This is a genomic window from Pseudomonas sp. H2_D02 (assembly GCF_054677635.1).
The window spans coordinates 3,114,833-3,135,634 of record NZ_CP162816.1 but is presented as its reverse complement, the minus strand read 5'-3'; the positions used below and the strand labels follow the sequence as shown (position 1 = coordinate 3,135,634).

At 57.5% G+C, this 20,802-nt stretch carries 15 protein-coding genes and 1 pseudogene; 8 read left to right on the top strand and 8 right to left on the bottom strand.

Annotation, left to right across the window (positions count from 1 at the left end; translation table 11 throughout):
- Positions 1-32: 32 nt before the first annotated feature.
- From AB4N42_RS14595 to hutH, 5 genes are all read left to right on the top strand, one after another.
- Positions 33-752 (top strand): ABC transporter permease, encoded by a 720-nt coding sequence (locus AB4N42_RS14595; RefSeq protein WP_025214430.1) that lies wholly within the window; start codon positions 33-35, stop codon positions 750-752.
- Entirely contained in the window at positions 749-1,459 is a 711-nt protein-coding gene (locus AB4N42_RS14590) for an ABC transporter permease (RefSeq protein ID WP_030141828.1), read from the top strand. The genes AB4N42_RS14595 and AB4N42_RS14590 overlap by 4 nt, the downstream gene beginning before the upstream one ends.
- 16 nt (positions 1,460-1,475) lie before the next feature.
- Positions 1,476-2,240, top strand: coding sequence for an ABC transporter ATP-binding protein (locus tag AB4N42_RS14585; protein ID WP_411387223.1), 765 nt, complete (start codon positions 1,476-1,478; stop codon positions 2,238-2,240).
- A gap of 372 nt (positions 2,241-2,612) precedes the next feature.
- Positions 2,613-4,304 (top strand): urocanate hydratase, encoded by a 1,692-nt coding sequence (hutU, locus tag AB4N42_RS14580; protein WP_172436063.1) that lies wholly within the window; start codon positions 2,613-2,615, stop codon positions 4,302-4,304.
- The gene (gene hutH / locus AB4N42_RS14575; RefSeq protein WP_095962580.1) at positions 4,301-5,833 is read left to right on the top strand and encodes a histidine ammonia-lyase; all 1,533 of its coding nucleotides are present in this window, start codon (positions 4,301-4,303) and stop codon (positions 5,831-5,833) included. The genes hutU and hutH overlap by 4 nt, the downstream gene beginning before the upstream one ends.
- 99 nt (positions 5,834-5,932) lie before the next feature.
- Here hutH and AB4N42_RS14570 read toward each other — a convergent pair whose 3' ends face one another.
- The 3 genes and pseudogenes from AB4N42_RS14570 to AB4N42_RS14560 all read right to left on the bottom strand — a co-directional run bounded on the left by AB4N42_RS14570 (position 5,933) and on the right by AB4N42_RS14560 (position 9,100).
- Positions 5,933-6,859 carry an AEC family transporter gene (locus AB4N42_RS14570; protein ID WP_460116356.1) on the bottom strand — a complete coding sequence of 309 codons (927 nt, stop codon included), beginning with the start codon at positions 6,857-6,859 and terminating at the stop codon, positions 5,933-5,935.
- Positions 6,860-7,042: 183 nt separating this feature from the next.
- A pseudogene (locus tag AB4N42_RS14565) lies at positions 7,043-7,929 on the bottom strand (LysR substrate-binding domain-containing protein).
- 160 nt (positions 7,930-8,089) lie between these two features.
- Positions 8,090-9,100 (bottom strand): GlxA family transcriptional regulator, encoded by a 1,011-nt coding sequence (locus AB4N42_RS14560; RefSeq protein ID WP_033864582.1) that lies wholly within the window; start codon positions 9,098-9,100, stop codon positions 8,090-8,092.
- 237 nt (positions 9,101-9,337) lie between these two features.
- On the opposite strand from AB4N42_RS14560, the gene AB4N42_RS14555 reads away from it, so the two are divergent.
- Both AB4N42_RS14555 and AB4N42_RS14550 read left to right on the top strand, forming a co-directional pair.
- On the top strand, positions 9,338-10,228 hold the full coding sequence (locus AB4N42_RS14555) for an MBL fold metallo-hydrolase (RefSeq protein ID WP_030141443.1): 891 nt from the start codon (positions 9,338-9,340) through the stop codon (positions 10,226-10,228).
- Positions 10,229-10,541: 313 nt separating this feature from the next.
- Entirely contained in the window at positions 10,542-11,825 is a 1,284-nt protein-coding gene (locus tag AB4N42_RS14550) for an O-acetylhomoserine aminocarboxypropyltransferase/cysteine synthase family protein (RefSeq protein WP_159285551.1), read from the top strand.
- A gap of 627 nt (positions 11,826-12,452) precedes the next feature.
- Here AB4N42_RS14550 and AB4N42_RS14545 read toward each other — a convergent pair.
- The 5 genes from AB4N42_RS14545 to peaA all read right to left on the bottom strand — a co-directional run bounded on the left by AB4N42_RS14545 (position 12,453) and on the right by peaA (position 18,787).
- Entirely contained in the window at positions 12,453-14,141 is a 1,689-nt protein-coding gene (locus AB4N42_RS14545) for an AMP-binding protein (RefSeq protein WP_068934536.1), read from the bottom strand.
- 84 nt (positions 14,142-14,225) lie between these two features.
- The gene (gene peaD, locus AB4N42_RS14540; protein ID WP_068934534.1) at positions 14,226-15,344 is read right to left on the bottom strand and encodes a quinohemoprotein amine dehydrogenase subunit beta; all 1,119 of its coding nucleotides are present in this window, start codon (positions 15,342-15,344) and stop codon (positions 14,226-14,228) included.
- Positions 15,345-15,368: 24 nt separating this feature from the next.
- The gene (gene qhpC, locus AB4N42_RS14535; RefSeq protein ID WP_033061173.1) at positions 15,369-15,692 is read right to left on the bottom strand and encodes a quinohemoprotein amine dehydrogenase subunit gamma; all 324 of its coding nucleotides are present in this window, start codon (positions 15,690-15,692) and stop codon (positions 15,369-15,371) included.
- A gap of 1 nt (position 15,693) precedes the next feature.
- Positions 15,694-17,124, bottom strand: a complete 1,431-nt coding sequence (gene peaB / locus AB4N42_RS14530; RefSeq protein WP_068934532.1) for a quinohemoprotein amine dehydrogenase maturation protein — start codon at positions 17,122-17,124, stop codon at positions 15,694-15,696.
- Between the two features lie 82 nt (positions 17,125-17,206).
- Positions 17,207-18,787, bottom strand: a complete 1,581-nt coding sequence (peaA, locus tag AB4N42_RS14525; RefSeq protein WP_068934530.1) for a quinohemoprotein amine dehydrogenase subunit alpha — start codon at positions 18,785-18,787, stop codon at positions 17,207-17,209.
- 477 nt (positions 18,788-19,264) lie between these two features.
- On the opposite strand from peaA, the gene AB4N42_RS14520 reads away from it, so the two are divergent.
- Positions 19,265-20,755 carry an aldehyde dehydrogenase family protein gene (locus AB4N42_RS14520; protein ID WP_122568232.1) on the top strand — a complete coding sequence of 497 codons (1,491 nt, stop codon included), beginning with the start codon at positions 19,265-19,267 and terminating at the stop codon, positions 20,753-20,755.
- The last annotated feature ends 47 nt before the right edge of the window (positions 20,756-20,802 follow it).

The following is a 20,802-nucleotide window of genomic DNA, read 5'->3' as shown; positions in this document are numbered from 1 at the left end:
GGCGTTTTTCTTGATTGACGAAGGGCTGTCCAATGCTAGAAAACCTATTGCAGACTCTAGGCTTCAGCCTAAAGGGTTTCGGCCCGCTGTTGCTGCAAGGCTCCTGGATGACTGTCAAATTATCCGCACTGTGCTTGTTGCTGAGCGTGGGCCTGGGATTGATCGGTGCCAGCGCGAAACTCTCGAAGTCAGCCTTGCTACGCATCCCTGCGCAAGCCTACACCACGCTTATCCGCGGCGTGCCCGACCTGGTCTTGATGCTGCTGATCTTCTATAGCCTTCAGACGTGGCTGACGAATCTGACCGATGCCTTTGGCTGGGAATATATCGAAATCAATCCGTTCAGCGCAGGGGTCATCACCCTGGGCTTCATCTACGGTGCGTATTTCACCGAAACCTTCCGCGGAGCGATTCTCGCCGTTCCAAAGGGGCAATTAGAAGCAGCCACGGCCTATGGCCTGACCCGCGCCCAACGATTCCGCCTGGTGCTTTTCCCGCAAATGATGCGCTTTGCATTACCGGGCATTGGCAACAACTGGATGGTGATCCTGAAAGCGACCGCACTGGTCTCGATCATTGGTCTGGCTGACTTGGTCAAGGTTGCCCAGGATGCAGGAAAGAGTTCCTATCAACTGTTCTTCTTCCTCGTCCTTGCAGCGTTGATCTATTTGGTTATCACCACCGCGTCAAACTATGTCTTGCGCAGGCTGGAAAGTTTTTACGCCGCAGGAACTCGGGAGGCCGTGCGATGATCGAGCTATTGCAAGAATATTGGAAACCCTTCCTGTACCACGATGGTTATCACATCACGGGCTTGGCGATGACACTATGGCTGCTCAGTGCCTCGCTCTTCTTCGGCTTCTTGATGGCGGTCCCGCTGTCGATTGCCAGGGTATCAAGCAACCTTTTCGTGCGCTGGCCCGTGCAGTTCTATACCTATTTGTTCCGTGGCACGCCTCTGTATATACAGCTACTGATCTGCTACACCGGCATCTACAGCCTCGCTGCGGTGCGCTCCCAACCGCTGCTTGATGCATTCTTTCGCGATGCATTGAACTGCACCATCCTGGCCTTTGCCTTGAACACTTGCGCCTACACCACGGAGATCTTCTCCGGGGCGATTCGCAACATGAATCATGGTGAAGTCGAAGCAGCGAAGGCCTTTGGGCTTCGAGGATGGAAGCTTTACACCTACATCATCATGCCGTCTGCATTGCGTCGCTCACTGCCGAACTACAGCAACGAAGTGATACTGATGCTGCATTCCACCACGGTCGCCTTCACCGCCACGGTACCGGACATCCTCAAGGTTGCCAGAGATGCCAATTCAGCAACATTTCTGACCTTCCAATCGTTCGGCATCGCCGCAGCGATTTACCTCGCTATCACTTTCTCTCTGGTCGGTCTGTTCCGTCTGGCTGAGCGCCGTTGGCTGTCGTTCCTCGGCCCAGCTCATTAATTCAGGGTGCTTGAATATGTACAAACTGACCGTAGAAAACCTGCATAAAAGCTATGGCGACCACGAAGTCCTCAAGGGTGTTTCGCTGAACGCAAAGGCCGGAGACGTCATTAGCCTGATCGGTGCCAGCGGGTCGGGCAAAAGCACCTTTTTGCGCTGTATCAACTTTCTGGAAATCCCTAGCAACGGCGCCATGAGCCTCGACAATCAGCCGATACGCATGATCCATGACCACCACGGCATGCGCGTTGCAAATGCAGATGAACTGCAGCGGCTGCGCACGCGACTGGCGATGGTATTCCAGCATTTCAATCTGTGGAGCCACATGACCGTGCTCGACAACATCACAATGGCCCCTCGCCGAGTGTTGGGGGTCAGCAAGAAGGATGCAGAGGAGCTGGCTCGGCGTTACCTGGACAAGGTTGGTTTACCATCGCGAGTTGCCAATCAATACCCGGCCTTTCTCTCGGGCGGCCAACAGCAGCGCGTCGCGATAGCCCGGGCGCTGGCCATGGAACCGGAAATCATGCTGTTCGACGAACCCACTTCTGCCCTGGATCCTGAACTCGTGGGAGAAGTGCTGAAGGTCATTCAGGGCCTCGCCGAAGAAGGCCGAACCATGATCATGGTGACGCACGAAATGAGCTTCGCTCGTAAGGTATCGAACCAGGTGTTGTTCTTGCACCAAGGGCTCGTAGAAGAGCAAGGGCCGCCTGAGGAAGTGCTGGGGAACCCTAAGAGCGAGCGTTTGCAGCAATTTCTCAGCGGCAATCTGAAATAACCGAAGTGCCTTAAGCCGGCTGGACGCTTACCGCGCCTGAAAAATGTTTTCAGGCGCGCGATTGCGGCCGGAATGGTTCGCCGTTCTGTTGACTAGAAGAGCCCCGTGCGAGAGCAATCCCAGCGCCTTGCTATGGCTCAGCTCATGATCCCTGGCTGAAACTGTCACAGCGCGCCCAGTGCGCAAAGCTTGATGGCAAAACCTGCATCAATGCCATTCGAACGAAAAAACTAATCACGTGAAGATATTCATGCCGACAACAATAGCGGTCAAAAATCTGCTTGATTAAGCTTGTATATACATGATTATATTTACTCGCCAGATGTAGCGAAAACCAACAATAAGCTGCAAGTCATTTCGAGAGGATTACCGGTGAGCAAACCACTCCATTTCCGCAATATCGAAATCCGCGCCCCTCGCGGTAACACGCTGACCGCCAAGAGCTGGCTGACCGAAGCGCCGCTGCGGATGTTGATGAACAACCTCGATCCGGAAGTGGCCGAGAACCCCAAGGAGTTGGTGGTCTACGGTGGCATCGGCCGCGCGGCGCGCAACTGGGAGTGCTACGACAAGATCGTCGAAAGCCTCACCAACCTGAACCACGACGAAACCCTGCTGGTGCAATCCGGCAAGCCGGTGGGCGTGTTCAAGACCCACAGCAACGCCCCGCGCGTCCTGATCGCCAATTCCAACCTGGTGCCGCACTGGGCCAGTTGGGAACACTTCAACGAACTCGACGCCAAGGGCCTGGCCATGTACGGCCAGATGACCGCCGGCAGCTGGATCTACATCGGCAGCCAGGGCATCGTGCAAGGCACCTATGAAACCTTCGTCGAGGCCGGTCGCCAACATTACGATTCCAACCTCAAGGGCCGCTGGGTCCTGACCGCCGGCCTGGGCGGCATGGGCGGTGCGCAACCGTTGGCCGCGACCTTGGCCGGTGCATGCTCGCTGAACATCGAGTGCCAGCAGGTGAGCATCGATTTCCGCCTGAAAACCCGCTACGTCGACGAGCAGGCCAAAGACCTCGACGACGCCCTGGCGCGCATCGAGAAATACACCGCCGAAGGCAAGGCGATTTCCATCGCGCTGTGTGGGAACGCGGCCGAGATCCTGCCGGAAATGGTCCGTCGTGGTGTGCGTCCGGACATGGTCACCGACCAGACCAGCGCCCACGACCCCCTCAACGGCTACCTGCCGGCCGGCTGGACCTGGGACGAATACCGTGCCCGCGCCAAGACCGAGCCCGCCGCCGTGGTGAAGGCCGCCAAGCAATCGATGGCCGTGCACGTCAAAGCCATGTTGGCCTTCCAGAAAATGGGTGTGCCGACCTTCGACTACGGCAACAACATCCGCCAGATGGCCCAGGAAGAAGGCGTCGAGAATGCCTTCGACTTCCCGGGTTTCGTCCCGGCTTACATCCGTCCGCTATTCTGCCGTGGCATCGGCCCGTTCCGCTGGGCGGCGCTGTCGGGTGACCCGCAGGACATCTACAAGACCGACGCCAAGGTCAAGGAACTGATCCCCGACGACGCCCACCTGCACAACTGGCTGGACATGGCCCGCGAGCGCATCAGCTTCCAGGGCTTGCCGGCACGGATCTGCTGGGTTGGCCTGGGCCAGCGCGCCAAGTTGGGCCTGGCGTTCAACGAGATGGTGCGCAGCGGTGAGCTGTCGGCGCCGATCGTCATCGGCCGTGACCACCTCGATTCCGGTTCCGTGGCCAGCCCGAACCGTGAAACCGAATCCATGCAGGACGGTTCCGACGCCGTTTCCGACTGGCCACTGCTCAATGCCCTGCTCAACACCGCCAGTGGTGCGACCTGGGTGTCACTGCACCACGGTGGCGGCGTCGGCATGGGCTTCTCCCAGCATTCGGGCATGGTGATCGTCTGCGACGGCACCGACGAAGCGGCCGAGCGGATTGCCCGCGTGCTGCACAACGACCCGGGCACGGGCGTGATGCGCCATGCCGATGCCGGTTACCAGATCGCCATTGATTGCGCGAAAGAGCAAGGCTTGAACCTGCCAATGATCACTCTTGTTAAAGGAGCCACAGCATGAAAACTCTTAACGTTATCCCAGGCCAACTGAGCCTTGCCCAACTGCGTGACGTTTACCAGCGTCCGGTGAAAATTACCCTCGACCACAGTGCCTCTGCGCAAATTGAAGCCAGTGTCGCTTGCGTGGAACAGATCCTCGCCGAGAATCGCACCGCCTACGGTATCAATACCGGTTTCGGCCTGCTGGCCTCGACCCGTATCGCCAGTGAAGATCTGGAAAATCTGCAACGTTCGCTAGTACTGTCCCACGCCGCTGGTGTGGGTGAGCCGATCAGCGATGCGCTGGTGCGGTTGATCATGGTGCTCAAGGTCAATAGCCTCAGCCGTGGTTTCTCCGGCATACGCCGCGTGGTGATCGATGCTCTGATAGCATTGATCAACGCCGAGGTGTATCCGCATATTCCGTTAAAAGGTTCGGTCGGCGCATCTGGTGACTTGGCACCTTTGGCGCACATGTCCCTCGTGCTGCTGGGAGAAGGCAAAGCCCGTCATAAGGGCGAATGGCTGGAAGCCACCGAAGCACTGAAGGTGGCCGGTTTGGCGCCGTTGACGCTGGCTGCCAAAGAGGGTTTGGCGTTGCTCAACGGTACCCAGGTGTCCACTGCTTATGCTCTGCGCGGTTTGTTCGAGGGCGAAGACCTGTTTGCAGGCGCCTTGGCCATCGGTGCGTTGACGGTCGAAGCTGTCTTGGGCTCCCGCTCGCCGTTTGACGGACGTATCCATGCCGCTCGCGGCCAGAAGGCCCAGATTGATACAGCTACTGCTTATCGCGACCTGCTGGGCCAAAGCAGTGAGGTCGCCGATTCGCACAAAGACTGCGGCAAGGTCCAAGACCCCTACTCTCTACGCTGCCAACCTCAAGTCATGGGCGCATGCCTGACCCAGCTCCGTCAGGCCGCGGAAGTATTAGTCGTCGAAGCGAATGCCGTATCCGATAACCCACTGGTCTTTGCCGTTGAAGGTGACGTGATCTCTGGCGGCAACTTCCATGCCGAGCCAGTGGCCATGGCCGCAGACAATATGGCATTGGCCATTGCTGAAATCGGCTCGCTGAGCGAGCGCCGCATTTCGTTGATGATGGACAAACACATGTCACAACTGCCGCCGTTCCTGGTAGCCAATGGCGGCGTGAACTCGGGCTTCATGATTTCTCAGGTGACAGCAGCAGCGCTGGCCAGCGAGAACAAGGCGCTGGCTCACCCCCATTCCGTAGACAGCCTGCCCACATCCGCCAATCAGGAAGATCACGTATCGATGGCACCCGCCGCCGGCAAACGGTTGTGGGAAATGGCTGAAAACACCCGTGGAATCCTGGCTGTGGAGTGGCTAGCGGCCTGCCAAGGTCTGGACTTGCGTGACGGCTTGAAGACGTCGCCCAAGCTGGAACTGGCCAGGAAGAGCCTGCGAAGCAAAGTGGCCTATTACGAGAAGGATCGCTTCTTCGCGCCGGATATCAATGCGGCCAGTGAATTATTGGCTTCCGGCTGCTTGAACGACTTGGTATTGAACACATTGTTGCCCAGCATCTGATAGATGATATCCGCCATGAACAAATGATGACTGCGTTAGGCACAGCGCTTTATGGGCTGTGCCTAACGCGCGTAGGCGATCGCCTCGAAATACTGACACTCAAATCCACCGGGCCATCACAAGGATGACCGCTGGAAGTGCTAATCCTGCCAGCATGGTCTGGCAAGCGATGATCCCAGCCATAAGGGGGGCGTCTCCCCCTAATTGCCTTGCCATGATGTAGGAGGATGAGGCTGTGGGCAGTGCCTGGAATAAAAGTGCTGCAACCGCGGCCTTTCCTTCAAGTTCGAACAGGTGGCACGCCCAAAGCGTAACCAGTGGCATGATTAGAAACTTGGTCAGCGACGAGTAACCCACCGGGCGAAACCATTGCCTTATGCTTCCGAACTCAAGCGCAGCACCAACGCAGAGCAATCCGAGCGGCAGTGACGCTTGTCCCAAGGCCTTGAGCATCGGCTCAATACCGACAGGCAGTCCCCAGCCCGAGACCTGGACCAATCCGTCGGCGAAGCACGCGAGTATCAGTGGGTTCAATGCCAACTGCTTGAGGACTTTGCTAAATGGCATCCTGCCGGCTGATCCGTACTTCGCGAACACCATTACGCACAGAATGTTCACACTGGGCACTATGGCCGCGTTCGCGACCGCTGCCAGGGCTATACCCTGCACACCGAACAAGCCCGCGGCTGCCGACACGCCTACGTAGTTATTGAAACGTATCCCACCCTGAAAAACCGAAGTGAACGCAGCATCGTCCATGGTGATCAGCGACTTCGCGCCCAACAACATTAGCGATACCACCACAGTCGAGAACACGAGCACCGAAACCATGCTTTGAAAGGGCACGCCATCAAGGTTGGCGGTCGCCAGTCCGTGAAAGAAAAGAGAAGGCAGCAACACGTAGTACGCCAAGCGCTCTGCCTGTGCCCAAAAAGTATCCGTCAGAAAATGACGACGCTTGAGCCACGCGCCCAGCATGATCAGTAGTGCGATGGGCAACAAGGCAGTCAACAAGGAAAGGGTCATACGCGTGCCTTGGTTTTTTGTGCCGACGGTTCACATCCCACAATCAGTCGGCTCATCAGCGGCATGTCTACGGCAGGTCCAGTAATCATGGTGCCCTCAAGAACTCACTTGTACGAGGACCACGATAAGAGGTCGGACTCCAAAATAAAAACGTTTTAAACTTCAGCAATCAACAAGTATTACTCATGGTTTATCGTGCAAGACATGCGCTTTCACCGCGTTCGCCAGGGCTGCCGCCAGTCGCCCAAGGGGACGATCTTCGCGCTCCAGCAATACCACGCGCCTAGTTTTTTGAGGGATGCCGAAAGGCCCAACGGCCAGTGTTTTCAAGCTTGCGACTTGATGTCCAGAGAGCGGAATGATGGATACGCCCAGCCCGCTTGAGACCATCTGGATAATCGCATCCTGGCTATCCAGTTCCATGCTGGTCTGCACGCGCAGCCGCATAGCGCGAAGCTCTCGCTCAATGGTACGACCTGCCCAGGCGCGACGATCAAATCGAATGAACGGCTGGCTTTTGAGTAGAAGCTTCAAGTCCTCATGCGCATGGGACAGCCGAGCGCGATGATCCAGAACCCTTCCTCGTAAAGTACCGTGCTTGCCAGGCCATAAGGGTGTGGCTTCACCGGCTCCGTGGTGATCGCAACGTCAAGCTCGCCCGCCTCCACGCGCGAGGCCAACTCAGCGGACATTCCCGACGCAACAGTGATGCGCAGGTGAGGATGCTCAGCACGCATTGCCAACAACGCGAGGGGCAAGACGCTCGCCAGCGCTGTATGAATGGCACCGATTCTGAGCCTGCCGCGCAACTCAGTGTCGCCTCCAATCTCGGAGGAGATCCCGTCGTATAAGGCTAGAATTTCTCGCGCGCGCTCAACGGCAATATGGCCTGCATCCGTCAGCACCGGCAACCGTCGTGAGCGGTCAAACAGGAGCGTATTGAAATCCTCCTCCAATGACCGAACATGAAGGCTGACCGCTGATTGGGTCAGGTGCACGGCGTCCGCTGCCCGAACAAAAGAACCGTATTGGGCAATGGCAAGCAGTGTTCGAAGCGCGCGTAATGACATGGCCATTCATCCTGCAAATTGATGGCCGAGCTTACCAGTTGGGCAGGCGCATGGTTTGCATGGAGCCTCGTTCCTGCCTGGTGATGGTCGCGCGTTTTATACCGGAGTGACCGTGGATTTCTAAGAGCGATAATGACTGAAGCTTTTCGGTTTCAATCATTTAGCTAGACAGTCCGGCAGTCTGCTCACTGTCGCTCGTCTTTCGGACCGGGCTCATGTCACGACAAAACATTCGCCTGTACTCAGACGGCGAGGTGCCGAGCTGAACGCCGAATTGTTGCCTCAAGGATAAGGGGGTGCCAAACCCTGCTTCACCCGCCACACACTCAATGGGCAGGTCAGTCGTTTCCAACAGTTCCTGCGCCCTGACAACGCGCTGGGCATTCAACCATTTAGAGACGGTGCTGCCGGTAGCCTCCCTGAAGCGCCGAGTGAAAGTGCGCCGACTCATCTTTGCCCTGTCCGCCAGGACGTCGAGCGTCAGGTCACTGGACAGATTCATCCGAGCCCATTCCAGTACATCAGACAAATGCGTCTCTCTAGATAAGTGCGGCACAGGATATTCTATGTATTGAGCCTGCCCTCCCTGCCTATGTGGCGGTGTGACTAGCATTTTCGCGGTGCGATTCGCGGCCTCGGCTCCAAGTCGTTCGCGAACCAAATGAAGGCAACAATCAATTGCCGCCACGGTTCCTGCTGACGTCACGATATTCTCTGCGCTGACATAAAGCACTTCTGGCCTGAAACGAACATTTGGGAAGCGTCGCGCAAACTCGTCTCGAGCAGTCCAATGCGTGGTCGCTTCTTTGCCATCAAGTAGCCCGGCATCTCCAAGCACGAATGCGCCTAGACACAACCCAACGATGAGCTTTCCTTCGGAATTGGCGAGTTGAAGCGCTTTCACAAGTTCGGCAGATGCACAAACCGCTTGATCCCCCCACGCAGGGATGATGATCAGGTCAGATGCCGCCATCAATTCCAGGCCCTGAGTGACCTCTAAACCGAGGCCTTGATCGCTTGCCACCATTCCCGGCGTCTCTGCGCAGTATTTGATCTCGTAATGAGGTTCGCCAGGCGCGGACTGAGTTGCCCCCAACACCATCCCGGGTACAGAAAGATGGAACAGGCTTACGCCATCAAAAGCCAAGACAGCAACACGTATGGAATGCATCAGGTAGCCTCGGTTTGGCCCAATGGGCTTGTCGTTACGCTCGCAGGTATCTGGGCGCGCGCCCTCGGTTAAATGCTTGGCAGAGGCTGAATTGAGCTGTCGCCTCCCCCTCTTTCCGTTCTGGAAACGAAAAACTGATTGGCCCGATTATATCGAAATATGTCATTCAGGCCACTGTCAGCCTTGAAAGCATTCAGCAAGAATGAAGCCTTGAGGTACCAACTGGAGACTGAATTCATGAGTTTTAAAACGCTTCGCGTTGCACTAAGCATGGCTTGCGCAGCCGCGACCACGTCGGCATTCGCGGGCACAAATGCCCCAACGGCACCTGACGCGTCCCCTAAAATGGATCTACAGCAAGTTCGTAACGCGACGGCCAAAATCACCTACGGTGAAACGACATTCCTGATCGATCCGATGCTCGCCAAAAAGGGCGCTTACCCAGGATTTGAAAATACCTACCGCAGTAACCTTCGAAATCCATTGGTTGATCTGACCGAGTCACCTTCTGAGGTTATCGCCGGCGTCGACGCAGTGATCGTCACTCACACGCACCTTGATCACTGGGACGACGCCGCGCAAAAAGCCCTACCTAAAGACATCCCTTTATTCACTCAACATGAGGACGATGCGAAGCTGATTCGTTCACAAGGCTTCAAGAATGTGCGCGTCCTGGAAGGCGACGCTGAATTCGGCGGCGTCAGAATTACGAAAACCGGTGGTCAACATGGCACAGATGAAATGTATGCCGTGCCAGCCCTGGCAAAGCCATTAGGTGAAGCCATGGGGGTGGTCTTTCAAGCGCCAGGCTACAAGACCCTTTACCTTGCCGGTGACACGGTCTGGCGTAAAGAGGTAGACCAGACCATTGAGAAGTATCACCCCGAAGTGATCGTACTGAATGCAGGCAAGGCAATGATGACCGGATATGAGGGGTCGATCATCATGGGTGAGGAAGATGTTCTACGCGCCGCTCAGGCTGCGAAATACGCGAAGATCGTCGCCGTACACATGGATGCAATCAATCACATGTCCCTGACTCGTGAAGAACTGCGCACCTATGTCAAGAAGCACGGTATTGAGAACCGTGTAGCGATTCCGGAAGACGGCGCTTCACTGGAGTTCTGATTTATTGGGCCCCAGTTGACGCTGGTTTACCGACGCAAACAGCTCGACTCAAGAAAATGTCATCACGTTGTTTCCTTACGGGAAACTGATTTCATGCAGCAGTTGGATGCCCTTGATTCCGGGTGTCGACTAGACTCTAGGGCTCTTCGGGGCCCTTGATTTCAATTGTTTCCCAATAGCCGAGGGGGGGGCGTAAACCCCTACGGTAGATTTCGACTTACCGGGTCAAAGCGCTCAACGATCGGCATAATCGACTTCGAGAGGATCTTAATGCCGCAAAATCCAGAATAATTTAAAGGGATCAATACCAATCATGAAAGACGCCACCATCGCACTGCACCATGGCTTCACGTCGGACCCGACCACCAAGGCTGTCGCAGTGCCTATCTATCAGAATGTTGCCTTCGAATTCGATAACGCCCAACACGGTGCCGACCTGTTCAACCTGGACGTGCCGGGCAACATTTACACCAGAATCATGAACCCCACCAATGATGTGCTGGAACAAAGGATGGCCGCCCTCGAAGGCGGCGTGGCAGGGCTGGCCGTATCGGCCGGCAGCGCGGCAATCCATTATGCGATCCAAACGTTAACCCGCGCAGGTGACAATATCGTCACCACTCCACAGCTCTATGGCGGCACCTACACTCTCTTCGCACACCTGTTGCCAAGCTTTGGCGTGGAGGTGCGTTTTGCCCGAGATGACTCTGCCGAGGCTATCGCCGAACTGATCGACGACAACACCAAGCTGGTGTACTGCGAAAGCATCGGCAACCCGGCGGGTAACATCATTGATCTCGAAGCCCTGGCTGAAGCTGCTCACACCCGCGGCGTACCGCTGATGGTCGACAACACGGTGGCTACGCCTATCCTGTGCAAGCCGATTCAGTTTGGGGCCGATATCGTTGTGCATTCCGTGACCAAGTACGTCGGCGGACACGGCAATTCCCTGGGCGGTGTGATCATCGACAGCGGCAATTTCCCTTGGACCCAATACCCGGAAAAATTTCCCAGCCTCAACCAGCCCGAGCCGGCGTACCATGACGTGATTTATACCGAGAAGTTCGGGCCCGCCGCCTTCATCGCGCGCGCACGCACAGTGCCATTGCGCAACACCGGCGCGGCACTGGCACCCATGAACGCGTTCCTGCTGCTGCAAGGCCTGGAAACGCTCGCGCTGCGCATGGAGCGTCACACTGACAACGCCCTGAAAGTTGCGCAATTCCTGCAGAGCCATGCTGAAGTGGAATGGGTCAGCTACGCCGGCCTCCCGGACCATCCTCATCACGCACTGGCACAAAAATACATGCAGGGTAAACCGTCGGCGATCCTATCGTTTGGTTTGAAGGGCGGCTATGACGCAGGCGTGCGCTTCTATGATGCTCTGCAAATCTTCAAGCGACTGGTCAATATCGGTGACGCCAAGTCGCTTGCCTGCCATCCGGCCTCCACTACCCATCGGCAAATGAACCAGCAGGAACAAGCAAAGGCTGGCGTGAAGCCCGAAATGATTCGTCTGTCGGTAGGAATTGAGGCGATTGAGGACTTGATCGCTGATTTGCACCAAGCCCTGGGGCCAACTCAACGTCGAGGCTAGTCGTCGCCGCGACGATACGCGTTCCTGAGTATGACGAAGGCATCCGAAAAAATCCGGCTCGAGCGTCCTGACGCTTACGGCCGGATCCGGGTTTCAACTGCGACCTCGGGTGACAAAGCAATCGAGTGCGGAAATTCGGGAGCATAGCCAGGAAAGTCGTACAACCCAGGTTGAAAGATCAGGCGACGGGAACAGCCATGTACTCAATTTTTGATGAAATCGGGTCGCCTGTAATTGAATTTTGGATGAACTAATCGCGTGGTTTTGAGCAGGCCGATTTTAAGAAATGGTGAACACAAAAAAAGCGACCCTGAGGTCGCTTTTTTTGTGTTTCGATGTAGTTCAGAAGAACTACAAAGAACAATATTTGGAGCGGGAAACGAGACTTGTATCTGGCATCCGACTCGTTGAAATTTAAGGGGGTTTCTTTTCTTGCCGGGGCAGGAAAGGCTTGATTCTGGACTTGTTTTTGACGTGCATCAAGGGCTAAGAGGGTGGCCTCGAATCTATGCGACTTTGTTCGATCTATAGCCCATCGGGCGGCAAAGTCCGCATTGGCAGCCGACTCGATGGCCGCTCACAACCGGATCCTGGCGATTAAAGCTGCATGCGGCGAATTGCCAATGACTATAAAAAGTCGCTTTTCGGTGATCCCAATTCCTCTACGCTGATTTCACGCATGCGGAATTTCTGCACCTTGCCGCTGACGGTCATCGGAAAATCGTTAACGAACTTGAAATGGCGCGGCGTCTTGAAGTGAGCGATCCGACCTTTGCAATACTCGCGCAACTCGTCGGCGCTGACCTGGTGCCCCTCATGCAACCTGACCCAAGCTACAATCTCTTCTCCGTAGGCTTTGTCCGGCACACCGATGACCTGCACATCTGCTACCGAAGGATGAGTAAAGAAGAACTCTTCGATTTCGCGCGGATAAACATTCTCGCCGCCCCGAATAATCATGTCCTTATTGCGCCCGATGATCCTCAGGTAACCCTCCTCATCCATGATTGCCAGGTCACCGGTGTGCATCCAGCCTGCGTCGTCGATGGCCTCCGCGGTCGCTTGCGGGTTGTTCCAGTAGCCGAGCATTACGCTGTAGCCTCGGGTACACAGTTCGCCGATCTGACCGCGAGCAACGATCCGGTTTTGCTCATCGACGATCTTGCTTTCCAGATGCGGCTGAGTGCGGCCGACACGGGTGACCCGGTGCTCGATATCGTCGTCCGGGCCGGTCTGGGTGGAGACCGGGCTGGTTTCGGTCATGCCGTAGGCGATCTGCATCTCCTTGAGGTGCAGGTCGTCGATCACTCGCTTCATGACTTCGATCGGGCAGGTGGAGCCGGCCATGATGCCCGTTCGCAGACGGCTCAAGTCCAATAATTGGCGCTCCGGGTGGTCGAGCATGGCAATGAACATCGTCGGCACGCCATACATGCCGGTCGCTTTCTCCTGTGCGGCGGCCCGCAGGGTCTCCAGCGGATCGAAGGCTGCGCTGGGGTAGATCATTGTCGTTCCGTGGGTGACACACCCCAGATTGCCCATGACCATGCCGAAGCAGTGATACAGCGGCACCGGTATCACTAACCTGTCGTGCTCGCTGAGCTTCAGGCTTTCACCGACCATGAAACCGTTATTCAGGATATTGTAGTGACTGAGGGTGGCACCTTTGGGAAATCCAGTGGTACCCGAGGTGTACTGGATGTTGACGGGGTCGTCGAACTGCAGTTGCTCACCGCATTGCCGTAGTTGTTCCGCAGGCACTTGTTCCGCCAGGTCCAACAGGCCCTCCCATGACAACATGCCGTCAGCCGGCGTGTCGCCGAGGCTGATCACGCCCCGCAATTCAGGCAACCGGCCGCTTTCCAGTACGCCGATAGCGCAGCGGTGGAGTTCGGGCAGCAGATCGTGAAGCATCGCGTGGTAGTTGGAAGTCTTGAACGAGTCGGCACAAATCAGCCAGCGACACCCCGATTGCTTGAGCGTGTACTCAAGCTCGGTCAGACGGTAGGCCGGGTTGATGTTCACCAGCACCGCCCCCACCTTGGCGGTTGCGAACTGGGTGATGCACCATTGCGCGCAGTTCGGCGACCAGATGCCTATCCGTTCACCGGCCTTGAGGCCCAGCGCGAGCAACCCTCGGGCGCAACGATCCACCTCCGCGGCCAACTGTGCCCAGGTATAGCGCAGCCCTTGATGCCGTACGACCAACGCTTCGCCATCGGTGAACCGTTCCACCGCTCGATCGAACGCTGCGCCGATGGTCATCGCCAGCAAGGGTGTGGTTTGCGGTCCACTGGTGTAACTGGGAACACTCATATCGATTCTCTCTGTACGATCCAGGTGTGGGCCGGGGGGTTTACCCCGCAGGTGCCCTTGTTGAATGACTTGTCCTCTTTGTTTTTAACGCGTGAATATTTGCGCCGTGGTAATCGCCATGTCACCGCCGGGCAATTTGATGTTGCCGATCTGCTTCAAACTGTCGGCATCGAACACCGCTACGTCGTTGAAGGTACCCGCCAGATAAATCTTGCTGCCGGCCTTGTTGAACGAAATGCAGTAGTAGGAATGATCCAGCGTAGCGGCCTGAAGCAGTTTTTTCTGCTTGATGTCGTACTTGGCCAGCCGGTTGAGCACGCCGAACATCAGGTTCGGGTCTCTTGGCGAACGCATGCCACTGAAGTAGATTTCCGTCAGGGGGCCGAAGTCGGTGGTTTCGGTCTTGCCGGTTTTCAGGTCGATGCTGAACAGCCCATAGAGGTACTCGGCGGTCGCCGGGTCCTGCTTCTTGTCCTTGAATTTCGCTGCGGTGTAGAGCAGCGAAAAATCATGACGGTAGGTCTGCTGGTTCCACACGTAGAGCACATCCGGTGCGCTGTAATTGGCACGTTTCCAATGGCGACTGGGAATCAGCACGTCGAACTTGCCAGTGTTCACGTTGACCTTGTAGACATCCGCTCCCGCCACATACAACGTGCCATCGTCGCCGCTTTGCATGATGGTCAGCTGCCGGGGCGCCGGGAAACTACGAATGGGTTTGGCGTCCATGCCGGCATCGGTGGCGTACACATCAAGCCGAGGTTGCTGCACCTCGTAACGATCGTTGAGCATCAACGTCGGATTGGCGATGGTGAACAGTTCCTTGCCGTCATGGCTGAGGGTAAAGGCGAACATCGACTTCGCTTTCTCACCCGGTTTCTGGGTAATGCTGGCGTGGAAGACCTGCTTGCAGCTGTCCAGCTCAACGCCGTAGACATCCGCGTAGTGGTTGTTCAGCACGTAGGCGGTCTTGCGATCCGGCGACAGCTGCACGGTGCCAGGACCGAAGGCGTCGGGCATTTTGCAGGTCTTGAACAAGCTGTCGGTGGCCAGGTCGATCACGTGCAGGTTGTTCGGATAATTGGTGGTCACCATGTATTCGTGACCGCTTTGGAGCGCGGTGTTTTCATCGGCCAAAACACTGAGCGATATAACGCCCAGGACACCGAACGCGGCCAAGCCGCAGGCTTTGATGCATTGCATGCTGGATTCCTTCTTCATGTCCGGTCACTTGTCTTTCGGAAAGACAGTGCCGAGGTTGCGCCAGTTGTCGTTGGACGCCTGGGCATCCTTGTTCCAGTCCGGGTAGGTGCTCATCATGTCCGGCACCTGGGCCGGCCACCAGCATGGGTCGGAGCAGCCATACAGGTCGGCTTCCATTGGCTGGCACAGCGACGACACGCCGCCAAACGCGTCGATTTCCCAACCTGGATCAGTGGTCGAGGCACAGCCGGCGACGGAGCTCATCGCCACCACTTCTTCGATACGGTTTTCGGCCGCGGCCTGATCGAGCTTCTGGGCTTTGTTGTTGATTGCCTTGAGATGTTTCATATCAGTGAGCCTTGCGCGGAGTGATGTAGCTGCTGATAAACGCAGGGTTGTGAGCCATGATCCGGGTGTAGACCTCGATGCCGAAGTCGACCCAGTCACGCATCAGTTCGCAGTAGTGATAAGTCGGATGGGTCGGGTCGCCGTATCGGGCGTAGCTCTCGTGGTAGCAGCCGCCAGAGCAGAGATTGCGGATCTGGCAGTCTTCGCAACCGGTGTTGGTACGGTCCAGGCGCTGGGACAGGAAATCGTTCAACTCGACCTGTTTCACCCCGCTGTGAACGTTGCCGAACGTCGGCAGGCTCGAACCGGTAAAGCGGTGGCACAGGTTCAATTCGCCCTTGTGATCCACCGCCAGCATCTTCAGGCCCGCCCCGCAAGGCAAAGCCTTTTTGTGGCCTTCATGGATATCGGTGATCAACTGGTGCAGGTTGGAAAAACCGATGTTGCGGTGTTCCAGCGCCGCTTCCAGATAACGCCGACCGAGCTTCTTCATGTTGGCGAACACTTCGATCAGCTCGTCGCTGGACAGGTTGAAGCTACTGATATCGCCGGACGTCACCGGAGCAAAACCGACCTCCGCGAAGCCCAGTTCGTTGAACAAGTGATCCCAGATCGTTTCGACGTCGGTGACGCCAGTGGTCAGGGTTACCCGCGCGCCGACCGGGCGGCTGTTGTAGCGCGACAGCAGCATCTGGGCCTTGCGCCGCACCACGTCATACGTGCCCTGCCCGCCCACGGTGATCCGGTTGCGGTCGTGCACGGTTTTCGGCCCGTCGATACTGACCGAGAGCCCGAAGCGGTGGGCGTTGAGGTAGTCCACGGTGTCTTCGGTGAGCAGCGTGGCGTTGGTGGTCATGACGAATTCGACGAACTTGCCCGCTTCGGCAAAACGCTTTTCACAATAATCGACCATGTACTCGATCAGCTTGCGATTGCTCAGCGGCTCTCCCCCGAAGAACACCACCGTGAAACGCTCTTCATCCGGGGATTCGCGCAGCAGCATTTCTACCGAAGCGACCGCTGTTTCAACGTCCATCTTCTTGCCGGCCGAGGGCTTGTCGAGGTCCTCTTTGTAGCAGTAGGTACAGCTCAGATTGCAGCCCGTGTTGACGTTGAGCACCACGGTATTGATCGCGGTGCGCTCGACGCGTTTGGTACCGATGTCCGGGGTCAGTGGTGAGCCGTCGCTGACCAGTTCCAGGGAGATCAGCTCACGCAGGGTTTCGGTGATTTCTTCTCCGTTGAAGCGTGCGGCCAAGCGTTGGATCAGGTCGTCCGATGAACAGCCGGGACCGCGCAAGGTGTCGATGATGGTGCCCGTCAGCTCATCGCTGGCGAACAGCGAGCTGCTAGGGATGTGGAACAGCATGCGGTCGGCGTCGACATGCACTTCGTGCAAATTGCGTTCGACCAGATTCAAAATAGCGCCCATTGCAAACCTCCTGTGCAAGCCCCGATTCACGAGGTCTGCGGTCATCCCGAAAAGTGTCTGGAACCGCTAAACAACAGCCAACTTATGGAATGGGTGGATTGTTCCAGCGTTGCACGGTGACGATCATGTGGCCTTCGCCGGTCAGGGACCTCCCTGCGTCGTCGACGGCGGCGATCACCTTGAGATTGCCGGCATTGTTGGTGGACATCTTGCGTTGCGGGTTCGGCCCGGCATCGCCTGGGGTAAACACGCCGGTATCGGCCTGCATGGTGCCGGCAAACTTGACGTCTTCATCCTCTTTGGCGCGGTCATCAAAAGCCTCGACCGACCATTGCGCAGGGAACACGCCGATGCGATAGGGCTTGCCGTCAGCGCCCTTGCCCCAGGCTTCAGCATCGAAACGGCCCTGGACTTTCGGCGTCGAGCCACCGCCCTCGCCGATCCGCGCCACCGAGAATTCGGGCACGACTTTGACTTCAGCGATCCTGCTGTAGACCGACAGCGTCGGGCCTTTCAGCGTGCCGACCGTGACGTTGCGCAGGCCCGGTTGCGCATTGGCAGCCGCCTTGAGTTTGACCCTTATGCGCTCGGGCGTTTGCTCCAGCACTTGGACCACTTCCACGCCTTTGCCAAAGTCAGGTTTGCCAGTGAGACCGCTGCCGACCAGGGTGACTTCGGTTTCTCTGCCCGCCTTCAGATAACCCGGCTGCACCGCCAGCAAACGATTGGAACCCTGCTTGGCGGCGACGAAGTCCAGCCCTCGCTCGTCGTGCTCGGCCTCGAACATCCGACCCTGCATGGCGTTGCCCTGGGCGGCGAATACCTGGCGCATGGTCACGCCATCGATGGACACGTTGCCGCGCCATTCGTAGCCGGTGTAGACAATCGCACTGCCATCGCCGTTGAACAGGGTGCCATCGGCGTACTGACCTTTGACGCTGACCTTGAACGTGTCGCTGCCGTCGGCAGTCACGCTCATGACGCCAGCCAGTTCGCCTTTACCCGGCAGGTGCCCGCTGAAGCTCCAGTCGCCGACCAGCGCCTCGGCTTTCGGCGCGCTGCCCTGCCATGCTTTCCAGGCCGAGTTGTCCAGCGGATAACGCTTGGCCAGCAGCGGCACCATCTCTTTGCGGGCCAGATCGAACCAGTCGCGGTCGCGGGACAGGGCCTGGTACTCGAGGGACGGCCACTGGCCGAGGTGGAAGTTCACCAGGCGCTCCCATTCCTGGGCTGGTCGGCGCTGCAGCGCAACCCGCGCACCGGAGTGGCAACGGCCGCACATCTGGCTGGTCTGGTCGTCGAATTTCTCGACGGTATTGAGCCGTCGTTCCAGCGCATAACGCACACCGTCCGTCTCGCTCGGCGCCAGGCCCTGGGTGTCGGCCAGGTATTTGACCAGGATTCGACGATCGTCATCGCTGATCTGCAACCCGTGCATGACCTGCATCCGGGCAATGCTCATCAGCCAGCCTTCCGGCGTCTTGCGCTGGTGGCTGATACGGCTCAGGGCGTTATCGGCTTCGGGGGTGTGGCAGCCCTGACAGGTTTCCTTGAGGATGGTCTGGGCCTCGCGAGCTGCCAGGCTGTAAGGCGAATGCAGCGCCACACAGGCCGCCACGGCCAGCAGACTGACGCTCAGGCCTGATCGGAGTTTTCTCTTCATCAACGTCGAACCTCGCACGGTGCTTTCTTATTTTTGTGGCTTATCGTTTTTATGGTTTCTGCCGTCGGCGACAGCCCGCTGACGGAGGCAAGAGAAACGTCTGTGATGAGCAATACACGGAGCGTGCCAGCTTAACGACTATCTTATTAATCAATTAGTTACATTGTTATTTTGGCTTTGCAACGCGTCAGAACAAGACCGCCTGCGTCTAATATCGCGACAGCTGTTGCACTCTGAGACAAGCATAGATGTCCTCGGCTGAAACACTTCTTGTCCAGCGATGACGTTGGCGTACAACGGGATCCGCTCGTCGTCTCATGCGTTGTCGCGATTTGCGACAAAACCTGGGTGCCAACCGTCCCGTTTCATCGCTAGAACCCCCGTCAACAAAGGCCCATCCACCCGTTCCTGGTACTTGGCACAGCCATTGCCAACTTGGAGAAGTCCACGTTTCTCAGCACAACAAGAGGTCTCATCATGCCGCTGCCTTATCTGCTCCCCGCCACCTCGGCCTTCGTCCAACGCGCCCCACGCATGCTCATCGGCGGCGACTGGGTCGAGGCCGCCGACGGCCAGACCATGCCCCTGCACAATCCGGCCACCGGCGAAGTGCTGTGCTTGGTGCCAAGGTCCACCCCCGACGATGTCGACCGCGCAGTACTCGCCGCCCGCCAGGCTTTCGACGACTCCGCCTGGACGCGCACCCGCCCTAGGGAGCGGCAGAACCTGTTGTGGAAACTCGCCGACCTGATGCAGCGCGACGCCGAACTGCTGGCGCAACTCGAATGCCTGAACAACGGCAAGAGCGCGGCGGTGGCTCAAGTGATGGACGTGCAACTGTCCATCGACTTCCTGCGCTACATGGCCGGTTGGGCAACCAAGATCGAAGGCTCCAGCGTTGACGTGTCGCTGCCGCTGATGCCCAACGATCAATTCCACAGTTTCATTCGCCGCGAAGCGGTGGGCGTGGTCGGGGCCATCGTCGCCTGGAACTTTCCGCTGCTGCTGGCTTGCTGGAAACTCGGTCCGGCCCTGGCCACCGGTTGCACCGTCGTGCTCAAACCCGCCGACGAAACGCCGCTGACCGCGCTGAAACTCGCTGAGCTGATGCTGGAAGCCGGTTATCCCGAGGGTGTGTTCAACGTGGTCACCGGCACTGGTATCACGGCGGGCTCCGCCCTGACTCACAATCCATTGGTGGACAAGCTGACGTTCACCGGCTCCACCGCCGTAGGCAAGCAGATCGGCAAGATCGCCATGGAATCCATGACCCGTGTCACCCTGGAATTGGGCGGCAAATCACCGACCATCGTCATGGCCGATGCCGACCTGAAGACCGCTGCCGCGGGTGCCGCCAGTGCGATCTTCTTCAATCAGGGCCAGGTTTGCTGCGCCGGCTCCCGGCTGTATGTGCAGCGCAAGCATTTCGACAATGTGGTGGCGGATATCGCCGACATCGCTAATGCAATGAAGCTCGGTAATGGCCTGGACCCCAGTGTCGAAATGGGCCCGCTGATTTCCGCCCGTCAACAGGAGCGGGTTTATGGCTACATCGAAAAAGGTCGGGAAAGCGGCGCGACCATCGCCTGCGGCGGTGAATCATTCGGGCCGGGGTTCTTCGTCAAACCCACGGTGATTGTCGACGTCGATCAACGGCATTCGCTGGTACAAGAGGAAATTTTCGGCCCGGTGCTGGTGGCGATTCCGTTCGACGACGAGGCCGATGCGTTGCGCATGGCCAATGACAGCCCTTATGGCCTTGGGGCGAGCATCTGGTCGAATGATCTGGCGGCGGTGCACCGGATGATTCCGCGCATCAAGTCAGGTTCGGTGTGGGTCAACTGCCACAGCGCCCTGGACCCGGCGTTGCCGTTTGGGGGCTACAAGATGTCGGGGGTCGGGCGTGAGATGGGGTATGCGGCGATCGAGCATTACACCGAGTTGAAGTCGGTGTTGATCAAGTTGTGATTGGCGGCGTTCTTTAGACCGCTATCGCGAGCAAGCTCGCTCCCACA